The sequence below is a fragment of the Lelliottia nimipressuralis genome (assembly GCF_041464075.1).
GTDB lineage: Bacteria > Pseudomonadota > Gammaproteobacteria > Enterobacterales > Enterobacteriaceae > Enterobacter > Enterobacter nimipressuralis.
Window position 1 is genome coordinate 1,864,710 of sequence record NZ_CP167172.1, and the last position, 25,606, is coordinate 1,890,315.

At 49.8% G+C, this 25,606-nt stretch carries 26 protein-coding genes and 1 other annotated feature; of the genes, 21 read left to right on the forward strand and 5 right to left on the reverse strand.

The genetic code is table 11. The features are described from left to right. Window positions 1-51 precede the first annotated feature (51 nt). From rpmI to btuC, 7 genes are all read left to right on the forward strand, one after another. Window positions 52-249, forward strand: a complete 198-nt coding sequence (gene rpmI, locus ACB496_RS08720; protein WP_001124225.1) for a 50S ribosomal protein L35 — start codon at window positions 52-54, stop codon at window positions 247-249. Window positions 250-303: 54 nt separating this feature from the next. Next, window positions 304-660, forward strand: a complete 357-nt coding sequence (gene rplT / locus ACB496_RS08725) for a 50S ribosomal protein L20 (protein ID WP_012017122.1) — start codon at window positions 304-306, stop codon at window positions 658-660. A gap of 75 nt (window positions 661-735) precedes the next feature. After that, window positions 736-859 (forward strand) — a sequence feature (Phe leader region). After that, window positions 741-785, forward strand: a complete 45-nt coding sequence (gene pheM / locus ACB496_RS08730) for a pheST operon leader peptide PheM (protein WP_001386830.1) — start codon at window positions 741-743, stop codon at window positions 783-785. It overlaps the preceding feature by 45 nt. Window positions 860-899: 40 nt before the next feature. Then, window positions 900-1,883 carry a phenylalanine--tRNA ligase subunit alpha gene (gene pheS / locus ACB496_RS08735; RefSeq protein WP_100780476.1) on the forward strand — a complete coding sequence of 328 codons (984 nt, stop codon included), beginning with the start codon at window positions 900-902 and terminating at the stop codon, window positions 1,881-1,883. Between the two features lie 15 nt (window positions 1,884-1,898). Next, window positions 1,899-4,286 (forward strand): phenylalanine--tRNA ligase subunit beta, encoded by a 2,388-nt coding sequence (gene pheT, locus ACB496_RS08740; protein ID WP_371974982.1) that lies wholly within the window; start codon window positions 1,899-1,901, stop codon window positions 4,284-4,286. A gap of 4 nt (window positions 4,287-4,290) precedes the next feature. After that, window positions 4,291-4,590, forward strand: a complete 300-nt coding sequence (gene ihfA, locus ACB496_RS08745; protein ID WP_003857805.1) for an integration host factor subunit alpha — start codon at window positions 4,291-4,293, stop codon at window positions 4,588-4,590. Window positions 4,591-4,691: 101 nt separating this feature from the next. Continuing rightward, window positions 4,692-5,672 carry a vitamin B12 ABC transporter permease BtuC gene (gene btuC, locus ACB496_RS08750; protein WP_371974983.1) on the forward strand — a complete coding sequence of 327 codons (981 nt, stop codon included), beginning with the start codon at window positions 4,692-4,694 and terminating at the stop codon, window positions 5,670-5,672. Between the two features lie 66 nt (window positions 5,673-5,738). On the opposite strand, the gene ACB496_RS08755 is transcribed toward btuC, so the two are convergent. After that, the gene (locus tag ACB496_RS08755) at window positions 5,739-6,461 is read right to left on the reverse strand and encodes a site-specific integrase (RefSeq protein ID WP_371974984.1); all 723 of its coding nucleotides are present in this window, start codon (window positions 6,459-6,461) and stop codon (window positions 5,739-5,741) included. 89 nt (window positions 6,462-6,550) lie between these two features. Between ACB496_RS08755 and ACB496_RS08760 the strand changes: the two genes are divergently transcribed. From ACB496_RS08760 to ACB496_RS08770, 3 genes are read left to right on the forward strand one after another with little or no spacing between them, the layout of a single operon-like run. Next, on the forward strand, window positions 6,551-6,724 hold the full coding sequence (locus ACB496_RS08760) for a hypothetical protein (protein WP_371974985.1): 174 nt from the start codon (window positions 6,551-6,553) through the stop codon (window positions 6,722-6,724). Beyond that, window positions 6,721-7,476 carry a phage minor tail protein L gene (locus ACB496_RS08765; RefSeq protein WP_371974986.1) on the forward strand — a complete coding sequence of 252 codons (756 nt, stop codon included), beginning with the start codon at window positions 6,721-6,723 and terminating at the stop codon, window positions 7,474-7,476. Before ACB496_RS08760 ends, ACB496_RS08765 begins: the two co-directional genes overlap by 4 nt. Window positions 7,477-7,478: 2 nt before the next feature. After that, window positions 7,479-8,189, forward strand: a complete 711-nt coding sequence (locus ACB496_RS08770) for a C40 family peptidase (protein ID WP_371974987.1) — start codon at window positions 7,479-7,481, stop codon at window positions 8,187-8,189. 17 nt (window positions 8,190-8,206) lie between these two features. On the opposite strand, the gene ACB496_RS08775 is transcribed toward ACB496_RS08770, so the two are convergent. Next, window positions 8,207-8,395 (reverse strand): hypothetical protein, encoded by a 189-nt coding sequence (locus tag ACB496_RS08775; protein ID WP_064326452.1) that lies wholly within the window; start codon window positions 8,393-8,395, stop codon window positions 8,207-8,209. Window positions 8,396-8,512: 117 nt separating this feature from the next. Between ACB496_RS08775 and ACB496_RS08780 the strand changes: the two genes are divergently transcribed. From ACB496_RS08780 to cui, 7 genes are all read left to right on the forward strand, one after another. Continuing rightward, window positions 8,513-9,124 carry a tail assembly protein gene (locus ACB496_RS08780; protein WP_371974988.1) on the forward strand — a complete coding sequence of 204 codons (612 nt, stop codon included), beginning with the start codon at window positions 8,513-8,515 and terminating at the stop codon, window positions 9,122-9,124. Window positions 9,125-9,177: 53 nt separating this feature from the next. Then, window positions 9,178-12,630: a host specificity protein J gene (locus ACB496_RS08785; protein WP_371974989.1), complete on the forward strand. Its 3,453-nt coding sequence runs from the start codon at window positions 9,178-9,180 to the stop codon at window positions 12,628-12,630. Next, window positions 12,630-12,932, forward strand: coding sequence for a hypothetical protein (locus ACB496_RS08790; protein ID WP_371974990.1), 303 nt, complete (start codon window positions 12,630-12,632; stop codon window positions 12,930-12,932). The genes ACB496_RS08785 and ACB496_RS08790 overlap by 1 nt, the downstream gene beginning before the upstream one ends. Then, window positions 12,932-13,606, forward strand: a complete 675-nt coding sequence (locus tag ACB496_RS08795; protein WP_371974991.1) for a hypothetical protein — start codon at window positions 12,932-12,934, stop codon at window positions 13,604-13,606. Before ACB496_RS08790 ends, ACB496_RS08795 begins: the two co-directional genes overlap by 1 nt. A 110-nt stretch (window positions 13,607-13,716) precedes the next feature. Continuing rightward, window positions 13,717-13,950, forward strand: coding sequence for a cor protein (locus ACB496_RS08800; RefSeq protein ID WP_371974992.1), 234 nt, complete (start codon window positions 13,717-13,719; stop codon window positions 13,948-13,950). Between the two features lie 58 nt (window positions 13,951-14,008). Then, window positions 14,009-15,304 carry a phage tail protein gene (locus tag ACB496_RS08805; protein WP_371974993.1) on the forward strand — a complete coding sequence of 432 codons (1,296 nt, stop codon included), beginning with the start codon at window positions 14,009-14,011 and terminating at the stop codon, window positions 15,302-15,304. Window positions 15,305-15,811: 507 nt separating this feature from the next. Beyond that, window positions 15,812-16,171, forward strand: a complete 360-nt coding sequence (gene cui / locus ACB496_RS08810; RefSeq protein ID WP_371975219.1) for a colicin immunity protein Cui — start codon at window positions 15,812-15,814, stop codon at window positions 16,169-16,171. 27 nt (window positions 16,172-16,198) lie between these two features. Here the strand turns inward: cui and ACB496_RS08815 are convergent, their stop codons facing one another. Beyond that, window positions 16,199-17,482: a colicin-like pore-forming protein gene (locus ACB496_RS08815; RefSeq protein ID WP_371974994.1), complete on the reverse strand. Its 1,284-nt coding sequence runs from the start codon at window positions 17,480-17,482 to the stop codon at window positions 16,199-16,201. Between the two features lie 570 nt (window positions 17,483-18,052). Between ACB496_RS08815 and ACB496_RS08820 the strand changes: the two genes are divergently transcribed. From ACB496_RS08820 to ACB496_RS08835, 4 genes are all read left to right on the forward strand, one after another. Beyond that, window positions 18,053-18,472, forward strand: coding sequence for a translesion error-prone DNA polymerase V autoproteolytic subunit (locus ACB496_RS08820; RefSeq protein WP_107703741.1), 420 nt, complete (start codon window positions 18,053-18,055; stop codon window positions 18,470-18,472). A gap of 2 nt (window positions 18,473-18,474) precedes the next feature. Then, window positions 18,475-19,743, forward strand: a complete 1,269-nt coding sequence (locus tag ACB496_RS08825; protein WP_371974995.1) for a Y-family DNA polymerase — start codon at window positions 18,475-18,477, stop codon at window positions 19,741-19,743. Between the two features lie 276 nt (window positions 19,744-20,019). Further along, complete coding sequence (locus ACB496_RS08830) at window positions 20,020-23,118, forward strand: hypothetical protein (protein WP_371974996.1); 3,099 nt, start codon at window positions 20,020-20,022, stop codon at window positions 23,116-23,118. A 500-nt stretch (window positions 23,119-23,618) separates the two neighbouring features. Beyond that, window positions 23,619-24,008, forward strand: coding sequence for a TonB family protein (locus ACB496_RS08835; protein WP_371974997.1), 390 nt, complete (start codon window positions 23,619-23,621; stop codon window positions 24,006-24,008). Between the two features lie 251 nt (window positions 24,009-24,259). Here ACB496_RS08835 and ACB496_RS08840 read toward each other — a convergent pair whose 3' ends face one another. Together ACB496_RS08840 and ACB496_RS08845 are read right to left on the reverse strand one after the other, a co-directional pair. Beyond that, on the reverse strand, window positions 24,260-24,601 hold the full coding sequence (locus tag ACB496_RS08840; RefSeq protein WP_371974998.1) for a hypothetical protein: 342 nt from the start codon (window positions 24,599-24,601) through the stop codon (window positions 24,260-24,262). Between the two features lie 137 nt (window positions 24,602-24,738). Beyond that, on the reverse strand, window positions 24,739-25,410 hold the full coding sequence (locus tag ACB496_RS08845) for an SOS response-associated peptidase (RefSeq protein WP_371974999.1): 672 nt from the start codon (window positions 25,408-25,410) through the stop codon (window positions 24,739-24,741). Window positions 25,411-25,606: the final 196 nt, after the last annotated feature.

The following is a 25,606-nucleotide window of genomic DNA, read 5'->3' on the forward strand; positions in this document are numbered from 1 at the left end:
TTTGTTCGCCTATGTTTCGTTTATTAACAATGCGAAGTGGAAGTTATTAAAATGCCAAAAATTAAGACCGTACGCGGTGCTGCTAAGCGCTTCAAAAAAACCGGTAAAGGTGGTTTTAAGCACAAGCACGCTAACCTGCGTCACATTCTGACTAAAAAAGCTACCAAGCGTAAACGTCACCTGCGTCCTAAAGCCATGGTTTCCAAAGGCGATCTGGGCCTGGTAATCGCGTGCCTGCCGTACGCATAAGTCGTAAACGTTTATTAACCTTTTTTAACTTAGAATAGATACAGGAGAGCACATATGGCTCGCGTAAAACGTGGTGTAGTTGCCCGTGCACGTCACAAGAAAATTTTGAAACAAGCTAAAGGCTACTACGGTGCGCGTTCTCGCGTATACCGCGTTGCCTTCCAGGCTGTTATCAAAGCTGGTCAGTATGCTTACCGTGACCGTCGTCAACGTAAGCGTCAGTTCCGTCAACTGTGGATTGCGCGTATCAACGCAGCAGCACGTCAGAACGGTATTTCTTACAGCAAATTCATCAACGGCCTGAAAAAAGCCTCTGTTGAAATCGACCGTAAGATCCTGGCTGACATCGCAGTATTCGACAAATTAGCGTTCACCGCTCTGGTCGAAAAAGCGAAAGCAGCACTGGCATAAGCCAGTTGAGAGAGGGGGCTTTGCTCCCTCTTTCATTTCCACCCCCTTCGGGATGAATGAACACACAAGGTAACGCAAGCATGAATGCTGCTATTTTCCGCTTCTTCTTTTACTTTAGCACCTGAATTCAGGGGGCTTGCGCGTGAAAGATGAAACGAAAAACAGCGCCAGAAAGCCTCCTGATGGAGGCTTTTTTTGTTTCTACCGCTTATGAATATCGCCACATAACGAGGAAAACCATGTCACATCTCGCAGAGCTGGTTGCCAGTGCAACGGCAGCCATTAATCAGGCCTCAGATGTTGCCGCATTAGACAATGTCCGCGTCGAATATCTGGGCAAGAAAGGGCATCTGACCCTGCAAATGACCACCCTGCGTGAATTGCCGCCAGAAGAGCGCCCGGCAGCGGGTGCGGTGATTAACGAAGCCAAAGAGCAGGTTCAACAGGCACTGAATGCGCGCAAATACGATTTAGAAAGCGCCGCGCTGAATGCCCGTCTGGCCGAAGAAACCATTGACGTCTCCCTGCCGGGTCGTCGCATTGAGAATGGCGGTCTGCACCCGGTCACGCGCACCATCGACCGCATTGAAAGTTTCTTCGGTGAGCTCGGCTTTACCGTGGCGACTGGCCCGGAAATCGAAGATGACTACCATAACTTCGATGCCCTGAACATTCCTGGCCATCATCCGGCACGCGCTGACCACGACACTTTCTGGTTTGATGCCACCCGTCTGCTGCGCACCCAGACCTCTGGCGTGCAGATCCGCACGATGAAAGAGCAAGAGCCGCCGATCCGCATCATCGCGCCGGGCCGCGTCTATCGTAACGATTACGACCAGACGCACACCCCGATGTTCCATCAGATGGAAGGCTTGATCGTTGATAAGAACATCAGCTTTACCAACCTGAAAGGCACGCTGCACGACTTCCTGCGTAACTTCTTTGAAGAAGATCTGCAGATTCGTTTCCGTCCGTCCTACTTCCCGTTCACCGAACCTTCAGCGGAAGTGGACGTGATGGGGAAAAACGGCAAATGGCTCGAAGTGCTTGGCTGCGGCATGGTGCATCCAAACGTCCTGCGTAACGTGGGTATCGATCCGGAAGTCTATTCCGGCTTCGCCTTCGGCATGGGCATGGAGCGTCTGACCATGCTGCGTTACGGCGTGACCGATTTGCGCGCATTCTTCGAAAACGATCTGCGTTTCCTCAAACAGTTTAAATAAGGGCAGGACAGAACAATGAAATTCAGTGAACTGTGGTTACGCGAATGGGTGAACACCACGCTCGACAGCGAAGCGCTCTCTAACCAAATCACCATGGCTGGCCTTGAAGTGGACGGCGTTGAGCCAGTTTCCGGTGCATTCAACGGCGTGGTTGTCGGTGAAGTGGTCGAGTGCGGCCAGCACCCGAACGCCGACAAACTGCGCGTGACAAAAGTGAACGTTGGCGGCGAGCGTCTGCTGGATATCGTCTGCGGCGCACCAAACTGCCGACAAGGTCTGAAAGTGGCTGTCGCCACTGTCGGCGCGGTTCTGCCGGGCGATTTCAAAATTAAAGCCGCCAAACTGCGCGGCGAGCCGTCAGAAGGCATGCTGTGCTCGTTCTCCGAGCTGGGTATTTCCGACGATCACAACGGCATTATCGAACTGCCTGTTGATGCGCCGATTGGCACTGACATCCGCGAATACCTGAAGCTGGATGACAACACCATCGAAATCAGCGTGACGCCAAACCGTGCCGATTGCTTAGGGATTATCGGCGTGGCGCGCGACGTTGCGGTGCTGAACCAGACCGAACTGAACGTGCCGGACATCGCACCCGTTGCGGCAACCATTACCGACACGCTGCCGATTCAGGTCGAAGCCGCTGACGCCTGTCCGCGCTACCTTGGCCGTGTGGTTAAAGGCATCAACGTCAAAGCGCCAACGCCACTGTGGATGAAAGAAAAACTGCGTCGCTGCGGAATTCGTTCTATCGATGCGGTGGTTGACGTGACCAACTACGTTCTGCTTGAACTCGGCCAGCCGATGCACGCATTCGATAAAGATCGTATCGAAGGCGGGATCGTCGTGCGTATGGCGAAAGAGGGTGAAACGCTGGTTCTGCTGGACGGCAGCGAAGCCAAACTGAATGCCGATACGCTGGTCATTGCCGACCACACCAAAGCGCTGGCCATGGGCGGCATCTTCGGTGGCGAGCACTCAGGCGTTAACGACGACACGCAAAATGTTCTGCTGGAGTGTGCATTCTTCAGCCCGCTGTCCATTACCGGCCGCGCGCGTCGCCACGGTCTGCATACGGACGCCTCTCACCGCTACGAGCGGGGTGTTGATCCGGCACTGCAGTACAAAGCGATGGAACGTGCCACTCGCCTGCTGATCGATATCTGCGGCGGCGAAGCAGGTCCAGTGATTGATGTGACCAATGAGTCTGCGCTGCCTCAGCGTGCGACTATCACGCTGCGTCGTAGCAAGCTGGATCGTTTGATTGGCCATCACATTGCGGATGCGCAGGTGAGCGATATCCTGCGCCGTCTGGGCTGTGAGGTTACCGAAGGCCAGGACCAGTGGCAGGCCGTTGCACCAAGCTGGCGTTTCGATATGGAAATCGAAGAAGACCTGGTGGAAGAAGTGGCTCGTATTTACGGCTACAACAACATCCCTGACGAGCCTGTACAGGCCGGCCTGATGATGGGCACCCATCGCGAAGCCAACCTGTCCCTGAAGCGTGTGAAAACCATGCTGAATGACAAAGGCTATCAGGAAGTGATCACCTACAGCTTCGTGGATCCGAAACTGCAGCAGCTGATCCACCCAGGTCAGGAAGCCCTGATCCTGCCAAGCCCGATCTCCAGCGAAATGTCCGCGATGCGCCTCTCCCTGTGGACCGGTCTGCTTGGCACCATCGTTTATAACCAGAATCGTCAACAGAGCCGCGTGCGCATCTTCGAAACCGGTCTGCGCTTTGTGCCTGATACCCAGGCAAATCTCGGTATCCGTCAGGATCTGATGCTGGCGGGTGCTATCTGCGGCAACCGCTATGATGAGCACTGGGATCTGACCAAAAACAGCGTTGATTACTACGATGTGAAAGGCGATCTGGAGTCAGTTCTCGAACTGACCGGTAAACTTTCTGAAATTGAGTTCCGCGCAGAAGCCATTCCAGCCCTGCATCCGGGCCAGAGCGCTGCCATTTATTTACACGGTGAACGCGTTGGTTTCGTTGGTGTTGTTCATCCTGAGCTGGAACGCAAACTGGACTTGAATGGCCGCACCATGGTGTTTGAGCTGGAGTGGAACAAGGTCGCAGACCGCGTGGTTCCTCAGGCTCAGGACGTTTCGCGCTTCCCGGCGAACCGCCGCGATATCGCCGTTGTGGTCGCTGAAAATGTGCCCGCAGCAGATATTTTGGCCGAATGTAAGAAAGTTGGCGTAAATCAGGTAGTTGGCGTAAACTTATTTGACGTGTACCGCGGCAAGGGCGTAGCAGAAGGTTCTAAGAGCCTCGCTATTAGCCTTATCCTTCAGGATACCAGCCGTACACTCGAAGAAGAGGAGATTGCCGCTACCGTTGCCAGATGTGTAGAGGCATTAAAAGAGCGATTCCAGGCATCATTGAGGGATTGAACCTATGGCGCTTACAAAAGCTGAAATGTCAGAATATCTGTTTGATAAGCTTGGGCTTAGCAAACGGGATGCCAAAGAGCTGGTAGAGCTATTTTTCGAAGAGATCCGTCGTGCTCTGGAAAATGGTGAGCAGGTAAAACTCTCCGGTTTTGGCAATTTTGATTTGCGAGACAAAAACCAACGTCCGGGTCGTAACCCGAAGACGGGGGAAGATATTCCCATTACAGCCCGCCGCGTGGTGACCTTCAGACCCGGCCAGAAGTTAAAAAGCCGTGTCGAAAACGCAACGCCCAAAGCAGAGTAATATGAACTAACCCAAAAAGGCCGCAATCGCGGCCTTTTTTCTTTGCGCGAAGGCATACCCACCGTAAAATCAATACCATCACTCACACGAAAACCGAACCCATGCTCGATTTTGCCCGTCAACAACACCGTTCCGATCTGCGCTGGCTGCTGGCACTGATGACAATTCTGCTCGCCATTTTTGCCGTGAGTCTGTGTGCCGGAGAGCAGTGGATCGGGCCAGAAAACTGGTTGAGCGATCAGGGCAAACTGTTTGTCTGGCAAATTCGCCTGCCGCGTACGGTAGCCGTCGTGCTGGTCGGTGCGGCGCTGGCGCTGTGTGGCACCATCATGCAGGCATTATTTGAAAACCCACTGGCGGAACCGGGGCTGCTCGGCGTCTCCAATGGCGCAGGCGTCGGCCTTATCGCCGCGACGATGCTGGGCAGTGGAAGTCTTTCTGGCTGGGGTGTGAGCCTTAGCGCCATCGCCGGTGCGCTGCTTATCACCGTGATTTTACTGCGCTTCGCCAGACGGCATTTATCGACCAGCCGTCTGCTGCTGGCCGGCGTCGCGCTGGGGATTATCTGCAGCGCCTTGATGACCTGGGCGGTCTATTTCTCCACCTCATTCGACCTGCGCCAGCTGATGTACTGGATGATGGGCGGTTTTGGCGGCGTGGACTGGCGACAAGGCTGGCTGATGGCGCTACTGATTCCGGCGATCCTGTGGGCCGCTTTCCAGGCGAAACCGCTAAACATGCTGGCGCTGGGTGAGATCTCTGCCCGCCAACTGGGCCTGTCGATCGGCCTGTGGCGCAATGTGCTGGTGGTCGCTATCGGCTGGATGGTTGGCGTCAGCGTCGCGCTGGCCGGGGCCATAGGTTTTATTGGCCTGGTGATTCCCCATATGCTGCGCCTCGGCGGGATTACCGATCACCGTACTTTATTGCCTGCCGCCGCCATTGCAGGCGCGGCAACGCTGCTGATTGCCGATATTATTGCCCGCCTGGCCATGAGTGCCGCCGAGCTGCCGATTGGGGTCGTGACCGCAACACTGGGCGCGCCCGTATTTATCTGGCTACTATTAAAGGCGAGTCGCTGAAGTCTTTGTAATAATGGAATATTATTCAAATTGGCATAACGTCAGGGGCACAGTGGGGGCACTCAGTTAAATTTTCCCGTTTAACATGTCTATCTGATCATCGTTCATCCGCACGATCCATTTTGAATATACGGTGTAAACCATGCGAGCATTTTTATGCCCCATCTGGCTGGCAATGAACGATGGATTTGCACCAGCTGATAGTAACCAGCAGGCATATGTATGCCGGGTGTGGTAGGGACTACGATACCTTACGCCTGATTTTCTCATGGCGCCCGGCCATGTCAGGTTAATCGTGCTCTGAGAATAATGCCTGCTCATTTCCCCTTCATCATGGTTGGGCACGAAGCAGAATCTCAGGCTTTGCTTTTCAATTTTCCCACGTTCGCGGTGGTAAAAGTCGATCTCTGCGGGCACCTTTTTGCCAGTAAGCTCGAATTGCCTCGTTAACGCTTCCAGAGCAGGTTTTAGCAGCTTTACTGTCCTCACACCGGCGTTTGTCTTCGGTTGACCAAACTTCTTTGTGAGCGTCATTGTACGCTTAACATGGACCTCGCCATTTTTCAGATCGACATCCTCCCAGGCCAGACCGGTCAATTCACCATGACGTAAGCCGGAATAGACGGCAAACGTCCAAAGGTTTAAATGCTGACCCTGCCAGTGCTTAGATAGCTCCTGAAATTCTTCTTTCAGCAATGGGTCTGGGTCAAGTTCGGATGTCTTCAGACTCTTTATATTCTCAAATGGCTTGTGCTGGATGTAGTTACTCTGGTGAGCGAAGCTGAGCATTCTGCATAATTGCCCCATGAAGGCGTTAACAGTTCTGACGGTGCGTTGCCCATCGGATCTGGCCTACCCTCACGGGTAAAAAAGCAGAGATGCTTACCGCTCTGAATTTCTGCCGTTCGCACATCACAAAATCGTTTATCTGGACATCACCAATTGGCGAGGCAGGACTTTACCGCGTTGAGGCAGATTCAGTGAAAGCGCAGCCCCTCTCCAGCAAAGTAATGACCATAACCGCTACTTTCAACCAGGCATACGCTCCATGATCACAGAAGATTACCAGCGACTCGAACCGGGCAATAAGATTCGCCTCATTGAGGTTGATGGCTCCACTTTTGGTGTCGATGACGTACTGCGTTTTCATGCCTACAACTTGCCCCATGCAGCTGATGAAATTGCCGCTGCTGGTGGGGATGAAACGAAACTTGCAGCAAAGAGTATCTGGTGGCAGGGAAAAGAATATGCCGCCTGGCCATACCAGCTCGAAGGGCTTGAAGCATCAACCAACGGCAGCGGGGCGCAACCAACCCTTACAGTGGCCAACATCGACAGTTTGATCACTGCACTCTGTCTTGCGTACGACGATATGTTGCAGGCCAAAGTGACTATTCACGACACCTTCGCGCATTATCTGGATGCCAAAAACTTTCCTGAAGGTAATGCGACTGCTGATCCACACCAGGTCAGAAAGCGCGTTTTCTACATCGATGGTAAGAACAACGAACTGGCGGGGGAGAGCGTCGAGTTTATTCTCACTAGCCCTATGGATCTTCAGGGATTAATGATACCGACGCGTCAACTCCACTCGCTATGCACATGGTGTATTCGCAACCAGTATCGCTCAGGTGAGGGGTGCGATTACGCCGGCACCAGTTACTTCGACCTGAACAATAATCCGGTAGACGATCCGTCGCTTGATGTCTGCAATGGCACGCTTACCGCATGCAGGTTGCGGTTTGGTGAGAATGAAGAATTGCCCTTCGGTGGTTTTCCGGGCACTTCCCTTATCAGGAGCTAATCATGCGTCAGAAAACGATAAACGCCATCATGGCTCATGCTGCTGCAGAGTACCCACGCGAGAGCTGCGGAGTAGTCGCTCAGAAAAGCAGGGTGGAGCGCTATTTCCCGTGTCGTAACTTATCGACTGAGCCGATGGAGCAATTTCATCTTTCACCTGAGGATTACGCTGCAGCTGAAGATTGGGGAACGGTGATTGCCATAGTTCATAGCCATCCTGACGCTACGACTCAACCAAGCGAGTTGGATAAAGCACAGTGTGATGTGACCCTTTTGCCCTGGCATATCGTGAGTTGGCCTGAAGGAGATCTGTGTACCATTCAACCGCGTGGTGAGTTGCCGCTAGTGGGGCGTCCGTTTGTTCTGGGCGTGTACGACTGTTGGGGGCTTGTGATGAGCTATTTTGACCAAATCCATGGTATCGAGTTGACCGACTATCGTGTGGATTATCCGTGGTGGGAGAACAGTTATTCGGACAATTTCTATCAGGAATGCTGGTATGAATGTGGTTTCCGCGAATTTGCTGGTCCCCCGCAGGCTGGCGATATGGTGATCATGCAGGTACAGGCCAATAAGTGGAATCATGCCGGCATCTTGCTTGAAGGGAATATGCTACTTCATCATCTGTACGGCCATCTCAGCCAGCGTGTGCCTTATGGAGGTTATTGGCGTGACCGTACTATGAAAATTCTAAGGTATAGCGCTATTTTGTAGTCTGCGAAGACGACTTTTTACTTGTTAGGAAGGTTAGGCCATTTCATAAACGCGAATACCCACAGCATTATGAAATGCAAACCAGGCATCGACAAGAAGATAGCCATAGCCCAGCCAAAACCGGCTTTCTGAGCCATCCGGAAGCAAGGGAAGAAAGTAAAAAGCCAGATAATGAATACTAATCCGGCCAGTGGGTTCGTTTCCATTCTAAAGTTCCTTGTGCTTTACCCATTCAGATATGTTTTTTTGATGGTATGTAAATAGCTGATTTCGAATTATTAAACAACATTAAGCTATTAGCCGCCATTTTTTATGGACCTATTATGTCTATTTTAACAATAGAACCAATACGAACCATTAGACTTTATGGAGTGCTCGGCGCTACATTTGGCCGTGAATACAAGCTCTCAGTCGCATCACCCAAAGAGGCCATCCGTGCACTCTGCGTGATTGTTCCCGGCTTCGAGCGCTTTCTGAATACCAGTAAGCAGCGGGGCCTGACTTACGCTGTTTTCAGTGGGAAACGCAACCTAATTTCTGACGAGCTCGATATGGATAAAGGCTGCGATGATATCCGTATCGCGCCAGTAATCATTGGTAGCAAAAAAGCTGGCGCATTTCAGACGATACTCGGAGCGGTATTGGTCGTCGTCGGCGTTGCGATTGGTTACTTTTCTGCTGGCACGCTATCAGCGGCAGGTTATGGGGTAGCGAAGTTCGGTGCTGCGATGATGATCGGCGGCGTAGTACAAATGATGTCGCCGCAGACGGCGGGTCTTGCTAGTAAGCAGTCAGCAGATAACCAAGCTAGCTACGCATTTGGCGGTGTGACCAACACCACAGCACAGGGTAATCCGGTACCACTTCTCTATGGTAAGCGACGCATTGGAGGTGCCATTGTATCTGCCGGCATCTACGTTGAAGATCAGCAGTAACGCCACTCTTTTCAATCTGGCCACCTTCGGGTGGCTTTTTTTATGGGCGCAATATGGTTACAGCAACTGTGATTAAAGGCCGAAAAGGCGGCAGCTCCAGCTCACGAACCCCGACCGAACAACCGGACGATCTTCAGTCTGTAGCAAAGGCGAAAATCCTCATCGCGCTTGGAGAGGGAGAGTTCGCTGGTCACCTCACTGGGAAGGATATTTATCTGGATGGTACTGCGCTCGAGAACGCCGACGGATCGCAGAACTTCAGTGGCGTTACGTGGGAGTTCCGCCCGGGAACGCAGGCTCAGAAATACATCCAGGGTATTCCCGGAACCGAAAATGAAATTAGCGTGGGGGCTGAGGTTTCTAGTGCAACCGCCTGGACGCGTACATTCACTAATACCCAGTTGTCGGCTGTGCGCTTGCGTCTGAAATGGCCCTCACTTTTTAAGCAAGAGGACGACGGCGATCTCGTTGGCTATTCCATCAATTATGCTATCGATCTGCAGACCGACGGTGGCACATGGCAGACCGTGCTCAATACCAGCGTTACGGGGAAAACGACCTCCGGTTACGAGCGCAGCCACCGTATCGATTTACCGCAGGCGGGCAGCACCTGGACGCTTCGTCTGCGCAAGATAACCGCTGACGCAAATAGCGCGAAAGTCGGCGATGTAATGACGCTTCAAAGCTTTACTGAGGTGATTGACGCCAAACTGCGTTACCCGAATACGGCGTTGCTCTATATCGAGTTTGACTCAAGCCAGTTCAACGGCTCCATCCCTCAGATTTCCTGCGAACCTCGCGGACGCGTAATCCGTGTTCCCGATACCTACGATCCCGAGACTCGAACCTACAGCGGAACATGGACGGGCACCTTTAAGTGGGCGTGGACGGAAAATCCTGCATGGATTTTTTACGATCTGGTGGTCACTGACCGCTTCGGCTTAGGCAATCGTCTCACTGCGGCCAATATCGACAAATGGTCGCTTTACCAGGTTGCGCAGTACTGCGATCAGCAGGTACCAGACGGCAAGGGCGGGAATGGTACCGAGCCGCGATATACCTGCAACGTCTACATTCAGGACAGAAACGACGCCTACACCGTGCTACGAGATTTTGCGGCCATATTCCGCGGTATGACTTATTGGGGTGATGACCAGATTGTCTGCCTCGCGGATATGCCGCGTGATGTCGATTTCAGTTACACCCACGCCAATGTTGTTGACGGTAAATTCACCTACTCCAGCAGCACGACCAAGAGCAGGTACACAAACGCGCTGGTCTCATGGTCCGATCCGGATAATGCCTACGCTGATGCTATGGAGCCGGTTTTTGAACAGGCACTGGTGGCGCGCTATGGCTTCAACCAGCTCGAACTCACGGCCATAGGTTGCACCAGACAATCGGAGGCGAACCGAAAAGGGCGCTGGGGCATTCTCACCAATAACAAAGACCGTGTGGTGACCTTTAATGTCGGGTTGGACGGCAATATTCCACAACCTGGATATGTCATCGCTGTGGCGGACAGGAACCTTTCCGGACGTGATTTGGGCGGTAGAGTCGCCAGTGCAAATGGCCGGGTTATCACTCTTGATCGAGCTCCTGGTGCCGCGGCAGGAGACAGGCTAATCGTTAACCTGCCTTCCGGTGTTGCTCAGTCACGCACTATCCAGGCGATTTCAGATAAAGCGGTCACTGTCACCACGCCGTATAGCGAAACACCAAACGCTGAAGCTGTCTGGTTGTTAGAGAGTGATGAACTTTACTCGCAGCAATACCGTGTAGTTAGTGTGACGGACAACGATGATGGGACATTTACCATCGCCGGAGCTAATCACGATCCGGATAAATACGCCCGCATTGATACAGGGGCGATCATCGACCAGCGTCCGATAAGTGTTATTCCTCCGGGCAATCAGGCGCCGCCAGAAAACATCGTGATCAACTCCTTCTCGATGGTTCAGCAGAATATCAGCGTTGAAACAATGCGCGTCAGTTGGGACCAGGCGCAGAATGCTATCGCCTATGAAGCGCATTGGCGCCGCAACGACGGGAACTGGGTGAACGTGCCGCGCAGCTCCACCACGTCTTTTGACGTACCGGGCATTTACGCCGGGCGCTACCTGGTGCGCGTGCGCGCCATCAATGCTGCGGAAATTTCATCAGGCTGGGGATATTCAGAAGAGAAAACACTGACGGGCAAGGTAGGAAACCCGCCGAAGCCAGTTGGCTTCATTGCTTCTGAAAACGTGGTATTCGGTGTCGAGCTGAACTGGGGATTCCCGGCAAATACCGACGATACGCTGAAGACGGAAATCCAGTACAGCCTGACCGGGGCCGAAGATGATGCGATGCTGCTTGCTGATGTGCCTTACCCGCAGCGCAAATATCAACAGATGGGCCTCAAGGCGGGACAGATTTTCTGGTACCGGGCGCAGCTGGTGGACCGAACCGGCAACGAATCGGGGTTCACAGACTGGGTTCGGGGCCAGGCCAGCATCGATGTTTCCGACATCACTGATGCCATCCTGGAGGATATCAAAGAATCGGACACGTTTAAGTACCTGATCGAGAACGCCGTCGACAGCAACGAAAAAATTGCTGGCATGGCCGAGGACATCAAACAGAATGCCGACAACATTGAGCAGCAGGCGCTGGCCATTCAGGAAAACGCTGATGGTCTGGCTCAGGCAGCTGTGAAGATCGACGAGATTTCTGTATCGATGGATGGCATGACGGGAGGGGTGAAGAACTCCGCTATCGCCATAATCCAGAACGGGCTGGCGCAGGTCACTTCGCGTCGATCTCAAACCGTGACCAATGCCGGAAACAGCGCCAGCATCGACCGCATTGACACAACGATTGCGGATACCAGTTCGGCGGTTGCACGTGCACTTGTTACGTTGGATGCATCTGCTGGTGGCAATATTTCCAACGCAACCGATCTCACCGAAACCCTGGCTGACTTCACTCAGGCATCTGCAACAAAAATCAATTCTCTGACCGTAACGGTGAATGGACAGACTGCTGCTATCACGCAAACCGCTAATGCGGTGGCTGACATTAACGGCAACATCAGTGCGATGTATAACATCAAAGTTGGCGTGGCCGCTAACGGGCAGTATTACGCTGCAGGGATGGGGATCGGCGTAGAGAACACTCCTTCTGGTATGCAGTCGCAGGTTATCTTCCTGGCAGATCGTTTCGCTGTAACCACGCAGGCTGGCAGCACTGTGTCATTGCCCTTTGTGATCCAGAACGGCCAGACTTTTATCCGAGATACATTCATCCAGGACGGGACCATATCTAACGCTAAGATTGGTAATTACATCCAGTCAAATAACTACGTGGCGGGTTCCGCTGGCTGGAAACTTGATAAGGGTGGCACCTGGGAAAACTACGGCAGCGACGGTCAGGGGGCAAGAAAATCGACCAACGTCACTGACAGTATCAGGGACTCGAATGGCGTTCTCCGCGTGCAAATCGGCAAACTCACAGGGGTGTTTTGATGTCATGGGGTATACAAACATGGGATGCGTCGGGTAAACCCAATAACTACGGTATCAAGCCAGTTTCCGTTGTTGGGCGTATACAACTGGCTGCCGGGCAAACATCCGGCAGTTGGTCTTTTACGATTCCCTCCGGAATGAAAGTCGGCTTTGTTCTTTCACTCGATGAAGGAGGGAGCAGCGTAGGTCGGCGCATTGTAGCATCGGGGAACACTATTACCGTAACAGCTGCCTCTGCTGTAGGTATGGGGAATTATCCGGCATCAAAGTGTGAGGTGGTCATTTTCATGGAGAAATCATAATGGCCGAATTTGGCGCAATGATATTAATGGATAACGGGAATCCCTTTGTAACGCCACAATCAACGCCTTTTTGTCTTTACGGAAAGTACACCTTTAATTCATCCGCTAATGGCAGTTCTCAGCAGGTTGCACAGAATATTGCATTGAACGCAAGTTATCCTGCGATGGTATTTATTAAAACCACCAATACAGCACAGCCCACGCCTGTTATGTCTTACAGGAATGGCGGTAATATATATGTTGGCGGGGTTAACCCCTATAACCAGAGTTTCACCCTGACAGTATATGTATTTGCCGTATTCCCACAGACATTACCGAAATGGGGTCTGGCTATCTGGGACGCCACCGGAAAACTTGTGCTGACAAATGAGTCTCGCGTTTTATCAGACCTGCAGACAGTTGGCACGCCCGGCGCAAACGGCGGTATCAATGTTGATCAGACACTGAGCGGTTCATGGGGTGTCGCTCCTGCTCAGTTGGGTCAGACCATAATCGTAAATAACTCCACCCAACCTCCTACCATTTACACAATCAATGCATATTCGTCATGCAGGTTCGATGGAACAAATACGAGGGTAAACGCAGGCGGGACTTCAACGGGGACAGGGGCGCCGGGAGGCGGTACAAATACCGGGATTTCATTAACAGCGATAAATACAGCGGCCTATGACTGATTGATCGTTTTGAGCGATCAATAACAGATAATTGATCTATCTAATCAATTATACCCGCCTCTTTCATGTTGGTATTGTCTAAGTTCATGAATACCTTGGGATACCATCACATGAATAAGCTACTCATCTGCCTGGCTGGGGCTGTCATGCTGTCTGGCTGCGCTGGCGTACTTGAGAAACAGGAGCCAGTTTGCAGCGGCACAGCCATCGTAGGCGGTCAGGAAAATACGGTTCAAATTTACGGCGTTCGCAAACAAAACAACCATACGCAGTACCGAGCCGGATACCCTTTCAACTGGCGCTGGGTAAGTGCGAACACATTCACTGACACTACCTGCAAATAACCAACCATTTTGAATAACAACCTCGCTCTGGCGGGGTTTTTTATTGCCTGGAGAAAATATGCTTTATAACACTGGCACCATCGCTATTAACGGAAATACCGCCACCGGCACAGGCACGAACTGGACGGCTCCCGCCAGCCAGGTCCGCGCTGGCCAGACGATTATCGTCATATCTAACCCGGTCCAAATGTTCCAGATTTCAGCAGTAAACAGCTCCACGTCCATGACGGTAACGCCTGCTGCTTCCCCGGCGCTGAGCGGCCAGAAGTACGGCATTCTGGTATCAGACAATATCTCTGTCGATGGCCTGGCGCAGGCGATGTCTCAGCTCATCAAAGACTACGACGAGAATATCGGTGCGTGGGAGACTTTTGCCACAACCACGGCAAACCAGAGCATCACTGTCACCATCAACGGCAAGGCAGTAAGCATTCCAGCGATCGGCAAGTTACTGCAGAAAGGAAGCAATGGTGCGCTGGGGATTGCTGACGGCGGTACCGGCGCAACGACCAAAGAAGACGCTCGCACAAACCTCGGTTTGGGAAGTAGTGCGACGAGGAACGCTTATAGCAGTTCTGGAGACATTCTTTCTATGGGCGATTTTGGTCTTGGTTCAGCTCGAGGCGATACAGCTTCTATCCCTGATTTGGCAAATGGAAATAGTGCTGATTTAAAAACTGGTTTTTACGCATCGAATGGTGATTTTGTTGGCGCTCCGGGGGGCATCGGTAATGGCCAGTTCGTGGGAGTCATTGCGTATAACTGCACCAATAACAATCTTTTTAAGTTTCAGATTGCCGGGTCCTACTCTGCTTCAGGGAGGATGTTCTTTCGCTCTATGAACAATGGTGGGTATAACGCCTGGCGGGAACTCTATCACACAGAAAATACCACCAAAGCTAGTGATGGCACACTGAAAGCCGCATCTCCTGTGATTAAAGTGTTTTCAGATGGCACATACCAGACCAACGACGAATCAGAGGGATGCTCCGTAACCCGTCTGTCTATAGGTGAATATCTGGTAGAAGGGTGTGAGGGGCTAAACTCTGATGCTGCCTGGGGCGGCATCGATGGCGGTTTTGACATCCCTACCGACCGCAACAAGCAGCCGCTCATCTGGCTGGATTACGAAGTCAGCGCCGATGGTTCTGTGTTGATAAAAACCTATCATCGTACTCACCCCGGCGCGCCAGCGTTCGCCAGTAACGAGCTGCAGAGTGTCAGCAATGGCGATCCCGTTGATATTCCTCATGACCAGTTTTTGTCCGTCCGCGTCGAGATGCCTGCCGATTCTTTATACAACCAAAGAATGAGAGCGGCTGTGCTCACCATGACTAACGACGAAGGTGAATAAAGGTCAGTTTGGGAGACAGCGCCACCATGAAGTGATCCTTGCATTGATGGAGAAAGTAGAACTTCTTAATACTCAACTTTTAAAACAGAAGGGGGAAGGGTAATCGTTTTTTTTGGTGTAATACGTCAGCGGTCAGGATAGTAACGTTTTTTTGCTTCACATATGTACCGCTATCGCATAAGTCAGGTGTCCCGGACGCCATCAATACGGCAAGTAATGTTAGGCCGCAGTAAACATAAGTTATACTGAAATTTCAGAGGTCTTCATTGTCTGTACTATGCTGTATGATAACAAAAGTTCATCAATTTCAGGAGTTCAATAGCTATGGGAGGCGCAGGGTTGAGTACTTTAGATGGTAGTTCAGATAAACATTTAGCAACTAAATACATGTTTTGGATATTAATATTCTCGTTAATACCTTTTCCGGTTGTGTTTTATGCTAATTTGATGTCACCAGATTCAGTTGTTCTGAATTTTATAGCAAATAAAACTGAAGCGTTGCCAGGGATGACTTCTATCGGAAGCCCTCTCCTCAGTGAGATTATGAGTTCTTATTGTAAGTTAGCACCTGTGTTCAGTTTTATTTTCTTTATGCTTACATATGATAAGCTGAGAATAAATACATCGCTCGGTAAAGCAAAGACATTTCAAGTTCTTGTGTTATTTTTAGCTTTCTATATTGTGGTATCATATTTTCTGCTTTTCTATGATGTGGAACTGACCGAGTCAAAGAGATTTTTGCACATGATGTCTCAAACCGAGACGTTATTGACTTTACTATATTGTATAGTGTTTTCTGCAATCTATATTTTAACCTGCTACTTGCTCAGCTTTATTTATGCGGCAATTTTGATTTTCAAAAGGTAAAAAACAGGCGCTAATGCGCCTGTTTAATTAGTGAGCTGATTTTATAAGTTCATTATTAATTGCTGTTGCCACATTTTCATCAATTAACGATGCAATAATGCCAACGCTAATAATACCTACAACCGCAACAGCCGAAACAGGAAGTCCAACTGTAGCGGCTATAAATGGTGCAGTATAGGCAACAACACCGAGTCCTACCGCTGTAGCCAAACTACTTAGAGCCCATGATTCAATCTCCAGAACCAGGGGGCCCCAGTTATTGGTTTCAAAACCAATTCGGGTTTTATCAATAACTTTGCCAGCTAACATTACGGTGTCTGCACCTTTAAACGCTTTGCTCAGGTTGCTAAGGTTGCCAGCCATCGTCTGAGCGTTAGCCTGTTTGAGAGCGTTGATGATCGCTGATTTATCAGCTGAACTCATTTTCAAACCTGGGTTGGAGGCAATTTTATTCAGCGATGCTGTTGCGTCATTGAAGCTACGTATTTTCTTGCCCTGAAAACTTTTCAAATCTGCTGCAATTTTATTTGCATGCGTTTTGAATTGTGCGCTCGCATGCGCACTAATTTTTTCACCTGTACCAGCGATGATTTCACTTGTTTTTTGCAAAACTTCTGCTTCATCTCTTTTGGCTTGTTCTGCTGCTGCAGCCAGTTTTTTATCTTCATCAAGCAGCTTTTGAAGATTGGTCAGAAGGTTACCTCTGGCCGCTTTAGGGATTTTCCCTGTTTTAAGCGTCTCCTTATATAAATTGGTCAGAGCTTTACGCGAAGGGTTATCATGATAATATTTATTAACACGTTCAGAAAGAGTCGGAGGAGCATTGTTTTTATTATCTTCATTAACTGCGGTGTCAATCAGACCACCCAGAACTGAACCTGGTAAGTCTTTACTATTAGAATTCGAACCGCTAAGTTTATGCCCTGTGGTAATTTTCCCAGAAGTATAAGGTACGCCGTCGTTTGTCGTAATTGAAATTAAACCAGTCAGACCCAAAGTGCTAGCCTGGTATGCATTAATCCCGTCAATCGACACTGTTATAGTACCGTCAACACTGAGTCCCGTTACTGTCACTTTAGCGTTTGGGTTCATCAAGAGAGCACCTTTTCTAAGGGCTACTATTTTTTTTCTTACAGCTGGATCGTTGAATACCGCTGCTACTTGTGCATTTTGCGCAGGGGTTCCTGAATTACTTCCATGGTCTTTTGAACCCGAATTTCCGGCACCACCGGTGCCATTGCCATGACCACTATTATTGCTGCCGGTATTTTTACCGGGAGTACCATCTACATTTAAAGTATCTTCGCTCATAAAATCCCTCTTAATATTGAATACAATGCGTTACAAATAAAAAGCTGTATATGTATACAGTATTGCGAGAGTATCCTTTGAATCTTTTACTGTCAATAGAGCGTTAAGTTATTTTGAGAAAATAGTGACATAGTTCTAGAAAAAATAATTAATAGTGACATCCGTGGATTAGGGAGAATTTCAATCCCTAATAATTAGGAGTTGCAGAGATAATATTTTTTTAAAGTGTCTTGCCTAACAAAAACTATAATTTCAATGCCAGCATTTGGAAAAAGATGCCACCGCCATACTTAGTACAGTTCAGATGGAAGGTGCAAGATAAAAATCGGCACCAGTACTGTTTCATCAACAAAGCGAAGACAACAGTCATACCGTGAATCTGATAACACATTCAAGTAAGACCCATACATCATCACTTTTTTGGAAAAATTTACACAAGAGATATTCTCAAAGTCGATAACCACTTACAGACGTGGTGATGAAGCTTTGAACAGATGGAGTCACTCATCTCTCTTGATCAATGCCTTGAACAAAACTACTGTATATAAAAACAGTATCGACGCGTGCATTATGAAGTTGTACAGACCAGCAGAGTTACGTGAGGTCATTGCTATTCCGCTTTTCAGCGACTTAGTGCAATGTGGATTTCCCAGCCCGGCAGCGGATTACGTCGAGCAACGTATCGATCTCAATGAATTGATGATCCAACACCCGAGTTCAACCTACTTCCTGAAGGCTGCCGGGGACTCGATGATCGATGCGGGAATTGGTGATGGTGATCTGCTGGTGGTGGATAGCTCCATCACAGCAGATCATGGAGATATTGTGATCGCCGCAGTGGAAGGGGAGTTCACTGTAAAACGCCTGCAGCTTCGACCGACTGTCCAACTCAACCCAATGAACAGCGCTTACAGCCCGATCATTGTGGGCAGTGAAGATACCCTGGACGTTTTTGGCGTCGTGACTTTCATCGTTAAATCTGCGAGCTGAATATGTTTGCTCTCTGTGATGTGAATTCGTTCTATGCATCATGCGAGACGGTATTCAGGCCAGACCTGAGAGGGCGCCCGGTTGTCGTTCTCTCGAACAATGATGGATGCGTAATCGCGCGCAGCGCCGAGGCCAAAGCCGCTGGAATTACCATGGGCGAGCCATTCTTCAAGCAAAAGGAGCTTTTCCGGCGCACTGGCGTTGTATGCTTCAGCAGCAACTATGAGCTGTATGCTGATATGTCGAACCGGGTAATGACGACGCTCGAGGAAATGAGCCCTCGCGTCGAAATTTACAGTATCGACGAAGCTTTTTGCGACCTGACTGGTGTTCGCAACTGCCGGGACCTGACGGAGTTCGGCAAGGAGATCCGAGCTACGGTTCTGAAGCGTACGCATTTGACTGTCGGGGTTGGTATCGCGCAGACGAAAACCCTCGCTAAGCTGGCAAATCACGCTGCGAAGAAATGGCAGCGCCAGACAGGCGGGGTGGTTGATTTATCTAATATCGATCGCCAGCGTCGGTTGTTGGCTATCGTGCCTGTAGAGGACGTGTGGGGCGTCGGTAGGCGCATAAGCAAAAAGCTTAACGCTATGGGCATCAAAACGGCTCTGGACCTCTCAGAACAAAGCACCTGGATTATTCGTAAACACTTTAATGTCGTGCTCGAGCGAACGGTCAGGGAGCTGCGCGGCGAACCCTGTCTCGATCTTGATGAGTATGCCCCAGCGAAGCAGGAGATTGTTTGCAGCAGGTCGTTCGGTGAACGCGTTACTGAGTATGAACAGATGCGCCAGGCTATCTGCAGCTATGCCGCCCGTGGTGCTGAAAAACTTCGGGGTGAACATCAGTACTGCCGCTTTATCTCTGCGTTCGTGAAGACCTCTCCCTTTGCGCTTAACGAGCCGTATTATGGTAACAGTGCATCTATAAAGCTTCTCACACCAACTCAGGATTCCCGCGACATTATCAACGCCGCGGTAAAATGCCTGGACAAAATCTGGAAGGATGGCCACCGATATCAGAAAGCGGGGATCATGCTTGGAGACTTTTTTAGCCAAGGTGTGGCCCAACTCAATTTATTTGACGAGAACGCACCGCGGGCCGGTGGCGACAGGTTAATGGAGGTGCTGGATCGGTTGAACGCTAAAGGCGGGAAGGGCACGCTTTACTTTGCTGGGCAGGGCATACAGCAGCAGTGGCAGATGAAGCGTGAAATGCTCTCGCCGAGGTACACGACGAGATACGCTGATCTTATTAGGGTTCGATGAGAATCAAAGCATATATTTGTCCGCTTCGTGCCAGAAGCGGACGAGGTGCACCATCTGTTCAAATGGCTAAATTCAATTAGTAACAACCCGCCTTCAAACAGTATTTCTCAGTGAGTGGCCTCGCCTCCAATTTTGCGATATCGTTCTTTTCTCTGATACACTTTCATCAACAAATGTGCCTCCATTCCGAAAGCACAAAAGCACACCATAAAAGCCGCACAACACGGGTGAAGGGCACTGTAGCAAACGAACACACTTTGTACTGACAGGAATAATATGCTTAAAAGGATTCTGGGCAGCGCACGTTACAGAACGGATAGGGCGATCAGAGATACCCTTCGCACCCATGACGCATTTCGGGAAGCCCGCTGGGGCCACCTGGAAAAAGTCATACTCTTTTGTTCGACGCATTATATAAAATCTATCGGACTTTTATTTTCAGGGTTTGCAGCGCTTTTCACCTTACTTTATTTTTTAAAACCCTCTATCAAGCCACTGGCGGAGCAATACGCCCCAGCATGGAAAACGCTTTTTGACTGGCAAACAAGCTTGCTGGGTGGTCAGCTCACCATTATTGGTATTGTTTACCCGCTAGTTGTGGGATTGGTCAGCGTCATTTTTCAGAAAAAATCGACACGAAAGATTGTTCAGGCTGCCTATCAGCGCTATTCAGGATTCATGTTTGCGGGGCTCAGCGGCCTGTCCCTGTCAGCCTTCATTCTGGCTGGCAGCCTTATCCGCCCATTTAGCAGTAATTACAGCTACGCCATCCTGTGTGGGATTGCCATTCTCTGGATGCTGCTTAACATCGGACTCTCCATCTGGTTTTTCATACAAAGCATCAGTGTGCTCCATGATGCCCGCCGGGAGCGGATGGTGTTTCGGTACCTGGTTTCTGATGCCTTTATCCCCGCTATCCGGGATATCATTCTTCAGGGTTTTCTTCGCCAACCAGTTCGTTACCGCATGCTGAATATCGGGGCATTTCAGGCCATCAGGTTGCACGATAATGATTCTGAACACGGTTATCAGACCATAACCAAAAAGCACGAGGCCTCATCTGACCTCCTTGATATCTGGTATCGTCCTTTAACACTGATCCTGAAGCATCTGGATACCCGACTGGCTGACAAAAAACAGCATGTCAGTCTTGCGTTCTCCCCCCGATACGTTGCAGTTTCCGGCAACGACAGGCAACCTATTTTCAAAATTAAAGACGGAGACATCGGGGATGTATATCTGATGCTCCTGAGAGCCTGTTTTAAGGTCGGAGAAAGAAAATCCCTCCCGGTCAACCAAGAAGCACTGGTCAAGGGGATAAGCGGTGATATTTATGATGCCCTGAGTGAGGGGGATATTAATGCTTTTGAAGAAGCAGTACATAACATGTGCCGCGCCTTCTCCGGTATGCTCAATGTTTTTCAGTACTCTTCGCCGCAGGGGATCCATAACCTGCTGCTGATAAAAGACGGGGTCTATGACGACAGTTTTGTCGAAAAATTTTACACAGAACTCTATTTACTCTTCAGACAAGCGATGCTGAAAACTGAGGTCAGTGACCGTTTTTTTGCCCGGTGTATGCGCATTCCCCAGATGATCTACGGGATGAGAGACAGGGTAACCTTACGGGAAAATCAACTGGGACTCATGTATACCGGCTATGCCTGGGAAACGCTGATGGACTGGGGACACACAAATCACCTCAAAATGACGCTCAGCCAGCGTCAAGTTTATGAAGGATTAGTCACGAAGTTCGTTGAACTATGGGAAGGCTGGCTCGATGTGATCGCGAATAGAAATACTCGTTTTCCCGATGACCGTATCTTTCATGATGCCCTGCGAAAACATCTCCTGACCCTGCCACACATTGTCGTTTCCGCAATCCGCTCCGGTGACACGTTTGCGGCAGATTGGGCACTGGATCTGCTCCACCGGTGGGCCCATAAGCTGCGTCTGGACGATGACATTGATGTTGCGAAGTACTTCTTCTCCACACCAGCGTCTATCCCCTCAAAGGCGCTCACTGGTCAGGCGTACCGTAATGGCCTAGTCGATATCCGGTTGTGTACGGCGGCATTTCTCATCCACCAGGCAGCGGAAGAACCCAAGCTCCACGTTGAAAGCGCTGTCCATTCCCTATTAGCAGGTTCTCTGACTGAAAAAACAGGGGTCTTTGACAACTGCTTCCCGGCCATTACCTCCGGGCAGCAAATCATTGATATTTACCTGCGCACCTATTTATGGGGAGGACGCCATTTTGGGTCAGAGCCTGGCTGGCTTGAGGGACTAATCGGGGAACTTTCGGCAGCGAATGGGAAGCCGATGATTAGCGGCCGTGTATATATGGGGAATCGGATCACTGATGTAGGTGATCTCGTCACCGCTTTCGTTCAACTGGGAATCATGATGTCGAGCTCGGCTTTCCAAGTCTCACAAACGGTTAAACAATCTCTCGAAGGGGATATGTTTGATTACCGCGAAAAAGAGAAAGTTGCCTATGTTCTGAACGCCATGCGTGAACATACTGATCAACAAACTCAGTTTGCGCTCCCCCATCATGACGATTTCAGAGCCTGCAAGGACCGGTTTCAACAGACGCTTGCTGCATATTGCGATGCTGTGGTGCAGAGCAAGCGTCAGGATATTGAGAAAGCCGAAATTGATGAGGATCGTCTTGTCATTCTTGGTCATAACGTCTCGATTTTGTTCCGAGAAAAACTCAAAACACACTTTCTGACGACACTGTTTAGCAGTACACAGTTCTGTAATAAAACTGACGACTTCGAAGAGAAGACAGTCATCTCAATCTCAGATAAAGAATATTATGCCAGAGGGATAAAAACCTCACCAATACATAATGAAGACAGCTATTGGGCTGATAACGCACTGCAAATAATTTGGAACGACGTTCTTTCAACGCAGTTGCGTCGCGACGCGGAATGCACTATGCAGGTAGCCCATTTTGCAGATATCCTCACTTTCGTATGTGAAAGTGATACTGTCGACAATGGCAGTAAACTGGTAGTTTCTGGTAGAGCGTTCTTCGATGAGTATCAGGCTTGGTACTATGAGAATTCAGCGGCGGTAGATGCCATGTTGAGCTTTGATAAGTCTGACAATAAATACCTGAAAACGAGTAAAGGCCTCTGTCGGCTGATTTTCGCTCCTTGGCTAGATCTGCATTGCGCTATTCTGACGGACGACACCTATTTTGACCATCTTTCGATAGCGGAGAGTACCAAGGGGGATATCATCACCCTGAGTGGCAGGCCGGTGCCGGAAAACCCTTACCTCATTAAGTTACATATGACTTATTCGATCCAAGAACGTTATCACGGCAACATCCGCATGCGCTTTCAGCGAAACGAAAACTGAGCGAGCCACCTTAAGGCCATACAGGAAATGAAAAAATCAAGGGATGAAATAGGCTTGAACTGATCCTCGTTGATTATTACGCCCCAATGTTAGTCTTGCATCCCGGCGGTCATGACAAATGCGAACTTCCGCTCCTCGCTCATTGCAGACCTTCGGCTCCAGCAGATCGTCCGCTTCGTGCCTGAGGGGGATGTTTAATTGATATATAGCTTGTTGCAACAAACGTGATCTTCATTGCAAGTGTGGAATGGCGACATTCTTTTTTTGCCTGGTATTACTCCTCGCATTTGCAGCTTACTACTGAATACAATCGTAAATCTGCGCCGCCTGGGTCACAGCATCTGCGTGCAGATACTGTTGCAGTTGTTGGTGCATCCTTGTATTTGTTGGCGATGACCATGCACAATTTTAATAACCTGAATTGTTATCGAGTCGTTTATGATACGTTTGTATTCATTTTGCTGGAGTCGCTTCTGGTGGCTACTTAATCAAGGGAAAGAATGAAACGTTTAACGATGGCTATAACGCTGGCTATGCTGGCACCCGGATGTGCTTACAATCAGACACAGTCGGGTCAGGAACATGTGACAGGAGACATAAAGGCAGCTAAATCATCCACCTGGGACCTGCCCTATTATCCTGTAAAAGCACAGGCTGGCCGGATTGAGGGGGTTGTAAGGGCTTCATACACTGTGGATACAAAAGGGTGTGCGGAAAATATCAAAATCATATCAGCGCAGCCAGCTGATGTGTTTGAAAGAGAAACGATCCGTGCAATGAATAAGTGGTGTGGCATGGAACCCACTTCATTGCCGAAAATAATCACTATCACATTCCGGCTGAACGGTGGCGCAAGTATGGAAGAACTACCGCTGACGGTAGATAAATAAGTAAGTGAGCTTGAATCTGAGATTGAAGACCATATGCCCAATATTGCGTCTTATGGCAGGTAAAACCTACACAGCTCAGATACTGTGCTTAAGTTACCCTGGTCACCCATACAGCAAAGCTGAGTGGATTTCAGCACGATAATGTTAATGATTCGGCATATAACTGAGGGTGTAAGAGTGGAACTTCTGCTTTTCGCTTTGAGCGGACCTTCTGCTGTGTGAGTTCTTCCGCTCCAAGCCAACATCGGACTTTAAGTGTTAGTTGACGGATCGTATTCCCACTGTGATTCGTTACTGTAAATCGTACCATCATCATCCATTACCAAGGCATTAAGGTGCTTTGCAATCTCCAGCATCTTTCTGTAAAGGTATGTGTCTGGCCATTTGGTATAGATATTACCTGCGCTCCAATCAAGCCATGGCTCTCCGTGCAAAGAGGGACCAGACCACAAGGCGTGGTAATCACCGTTTATTATATATCTGCTTAATTCATTATCACTGTTAATGTAATCGAGCCATTCCTCAGCCGTGATCTGTTCATCGTCATTATCTGCCCAAAATTCAGCTCTCGTTATGTGAAATTCAACACCCATAGCACCACCTATACGCCGAAATAGTTCTCACAAACTAACATACTTGTTAGTAAAGCGAGGTCACTATCGTACCGATAGACTTGAAAGGTATGTTCGCTTGTCGCTGACAGCATACGAGAGCAGGTTGTTTTTGTGCATCATATCTCAGCCGAGATTAATTCCGGCCCCTGATTTCTCGGATTTCCCACGGCTCGAGTGACAGCGTGCCAGATAAACTTATCTGCTGGCACGGCACCGTCGACAATGATTTCCTCCGCTTCCTTGCCGCCAACATCCTGCTTCATCCATTCTCTGGCCGCGTCTGGCGTCAGAACCAATGGCCGACGATCGTGAATATCGACAAGTCGCTTATCAGCCGCAGACGTCACAATCAGAAAACCCTCCGCCTCATCGCCGCGTTCGAACGGTGTGCTGCCGATTGCTGCCATAAAAATCGGCTGACCGTCGGCCCGGTGAATGAAGTAGGGCTGTTTCTTGTCGCCTTCCTTCTTCCATTCAAACCACCCATCAGCAAAGCAAATCGCCCGGCCATGCTGCCAGAGTGGTTTAAACATTCTGCTGGTGGCAGCCGTCTCCACGCGCGCGTTTATCAGTGGAGGTTTATCCCACCACCCGGGCGCGTAACCCCAGAACACTGGATCGAGATGCAGCAGCTCATCACGTTCGCTCAGCAACAAAACTTTAGTGCCTGGCGCCACGTTATACCGGCCGATCGGTTCCGGGTCATAAGCGATATCGCGATCGGCTTCGTCTGCCAGGTATGCCAGATATTCTTCGCGAGTTTGAGCTTGTGCAAAGCGTCCACACATAGAAACCTCCAGCCAGATTTCAGACTGAAAGTATAGGGCAGGGACAAAGACTGCTAAGCTAATGCAAAGAATTTTGGGGGCAAATTTGGGGGCAAAATGTGATGCGGGGGCATCAAAAGGGGCAAGATGCTTTCCGTTATTCTCTGATATTGTCCGTTGCAGAAGAAGCTAATCTATTGGATTGTATGTAAAATTA

Excerpts from the sequence above, each read along its gene's own strand:
- rpmI (WP_001124225.1), top strand. The coding sequence starts at position 52 with ATGCCAAAAATTAAGACCGTACGCGGTGCTGCTAAGCGCTTCAAAAAA.
- rplT (WP_012017122.1), top strand. The coding sequence starts at position 304 with ATGGCTCGCGTAAAACGTGGTGTAGTTGCCCGTGCACGTCACAAGAAA.
- pheS (WP_100780476.1), top strand. The coding sequence starts at position 900 with ATGTCACATCTCGCAGAGCTGGTTGCCAGTGCAACGGCAGCCATTAAT.
- pheT (WP_371974982.1), top strand. The coding sequence starts at position 1,899 with ATGAAATTCAGTGAACTGTGGTTACGCGAATGGGTGAACACCACGCTC.
- ihfA (WP_003857805.1), top strand. The coding sequence starts at position 4,291 with ATGGCGCTTACAAAAGCTGAAATGTCAGAATATCTGTTTGATAAGCTT.
- btuC (WP_371974983.1), top strand. The coding sequence starts at position 4,692 with ATGCTCGATTTTGCCCGTCAACAACACCGTTCCGATCTGCGCTGGCTG.
- ACB496_RS08755 (WP_371974984.1), bottom strand. The coding sequence starts at position 6,461 with ATGCTCAGCTTCGCTCACCAGAGTAACTACATCCAGCACAAGCCATTT.
- ACB496_RS08760 (WP_371974985.1), top strand. The coding sequence starts at position 6,551 with ATGCTTACCGCTCTGAATTTCTGCCGTTCGCACATCACAAAATCGTTT.
- ACB496_RS08765 (WP_371974986.1), top strand. The coding sequence starts at position 6,721 with ATGATCACAGAAGATTACCAGCGACTCGAACCGGGCAATAAGATTCGC.
- ACB496_RS08770 (WP_371974987.1), top strand. The coding sequence starts at position 7,479 with ATGCGTCAGAAAACGATAAACGCCATCATGGCTCATGCTGCTGCAGAG.
- ACB496_RS08775 (WP_064326452.1), bottom strand. The coding sequence starts at position 8,395 with ATGGAAACGAACCCACTGGCCGGATTAGTATTCATTATCTGGCTTTTT.
- ACB496_RS08780 (WP_371974988.1), top strand. The coding sequence starts at position 8,513 with ATGTCTATTTTAACAATAGAACCAATACGAACCATTAGACTTTATGGA.
- ACB496_RS08785 (WP_371974989.1), top strand. The coding sequence starts at position 9,178 with ATGGTTACAGCAACTGTGATTAAAGGCCGAAAAGGCGGCAGCTCCAGC.
- ACB496_RS08790 (WP_371974990.1), top strand. The coding sequence starts at position 12,630 with ATGTCATGGGGTATACAAACATGGGATGCGTCGGGTAAACCCAATAAC.
- ACB496_RS08795 (WP_371974991.1), top strand. The coding sequence starts at position 12,932 with ATGGCCGAATTTGGCGCAATGATATTAATGGATAACGGGAATCCCTTT.
- ACB496_RS08800 (WP_371974992.1), top strand. The coding sequence starts at position 13,717 with ATGAATAAGCTACTCATCTGCCTGGCTGGGGCTGTCATGCTGTCTGGC.
- ACB496_RS08805 (WP_371974993.1), top strand. The coding sequence starts at position 14,009 with ATGCTTTATAACACTGGCACCATCGCTATTAACGGAAATACCGCCACC.
- cui (WP_371975219.1), top strand. The coding sequence starts at position 15,812 with ATGACTTCTATCGGAAGCCCTCTCCTCAGTGAGATTATGAGTTCTTAT.
- ACB496_RS08815 (WP_371974994.1), bottom strand. The coding sequence starts at position 17,482 with ATGAGCGAAGATACTTTAAATGTAGATGGTACTCCCGGTAAAAATACC.
- ACB496_RS08820 (WP_107703741.1), top strand. The coding sequence starts at position 18,053 with ATGAAGTTGTACAGACCAGCAGAGTTACGTGAGGTCATTGCTATTCCG.
- ACB496_RS08825 (WP_371974995.1), top strand. The coding sequence starts at position 18,475 with ATGTTTGCTCTCTGTGATGTGAATTCGTTCTATGCATCATGCGAGACG.
- ACB496_RS08830 (WP_371974996.1), top strand. The coding sequence starts at position 20,020 with ATGCTTAAAAGGATTCTGGGCAGCGCACGTTACAGAACGGATAGGGCG.
- ACB496_RS08835 (WP_371974997.1), top strand. The coding sequence starts at position 23,619 with ATGAAACGTTTAACGATGGCTATAACGCTGGCTATGCTGGCACCCGGA.
- ACB496_RS08840 (WP_371974998.1), bottom strand. The coding sequence starts at position 24,601 with ATGGGTGTTGAATTTCACATAACGAGAGCTGAATTTTGGGCAGATAAT.
- ACB496_RS08845 (WP_371974999.1), bottom strand. The coding sequence starts at position 25,410 with ATGTGTGGACGCTTTGCACAAGCTCAAACTCGCGAAGAATATCTGGCA.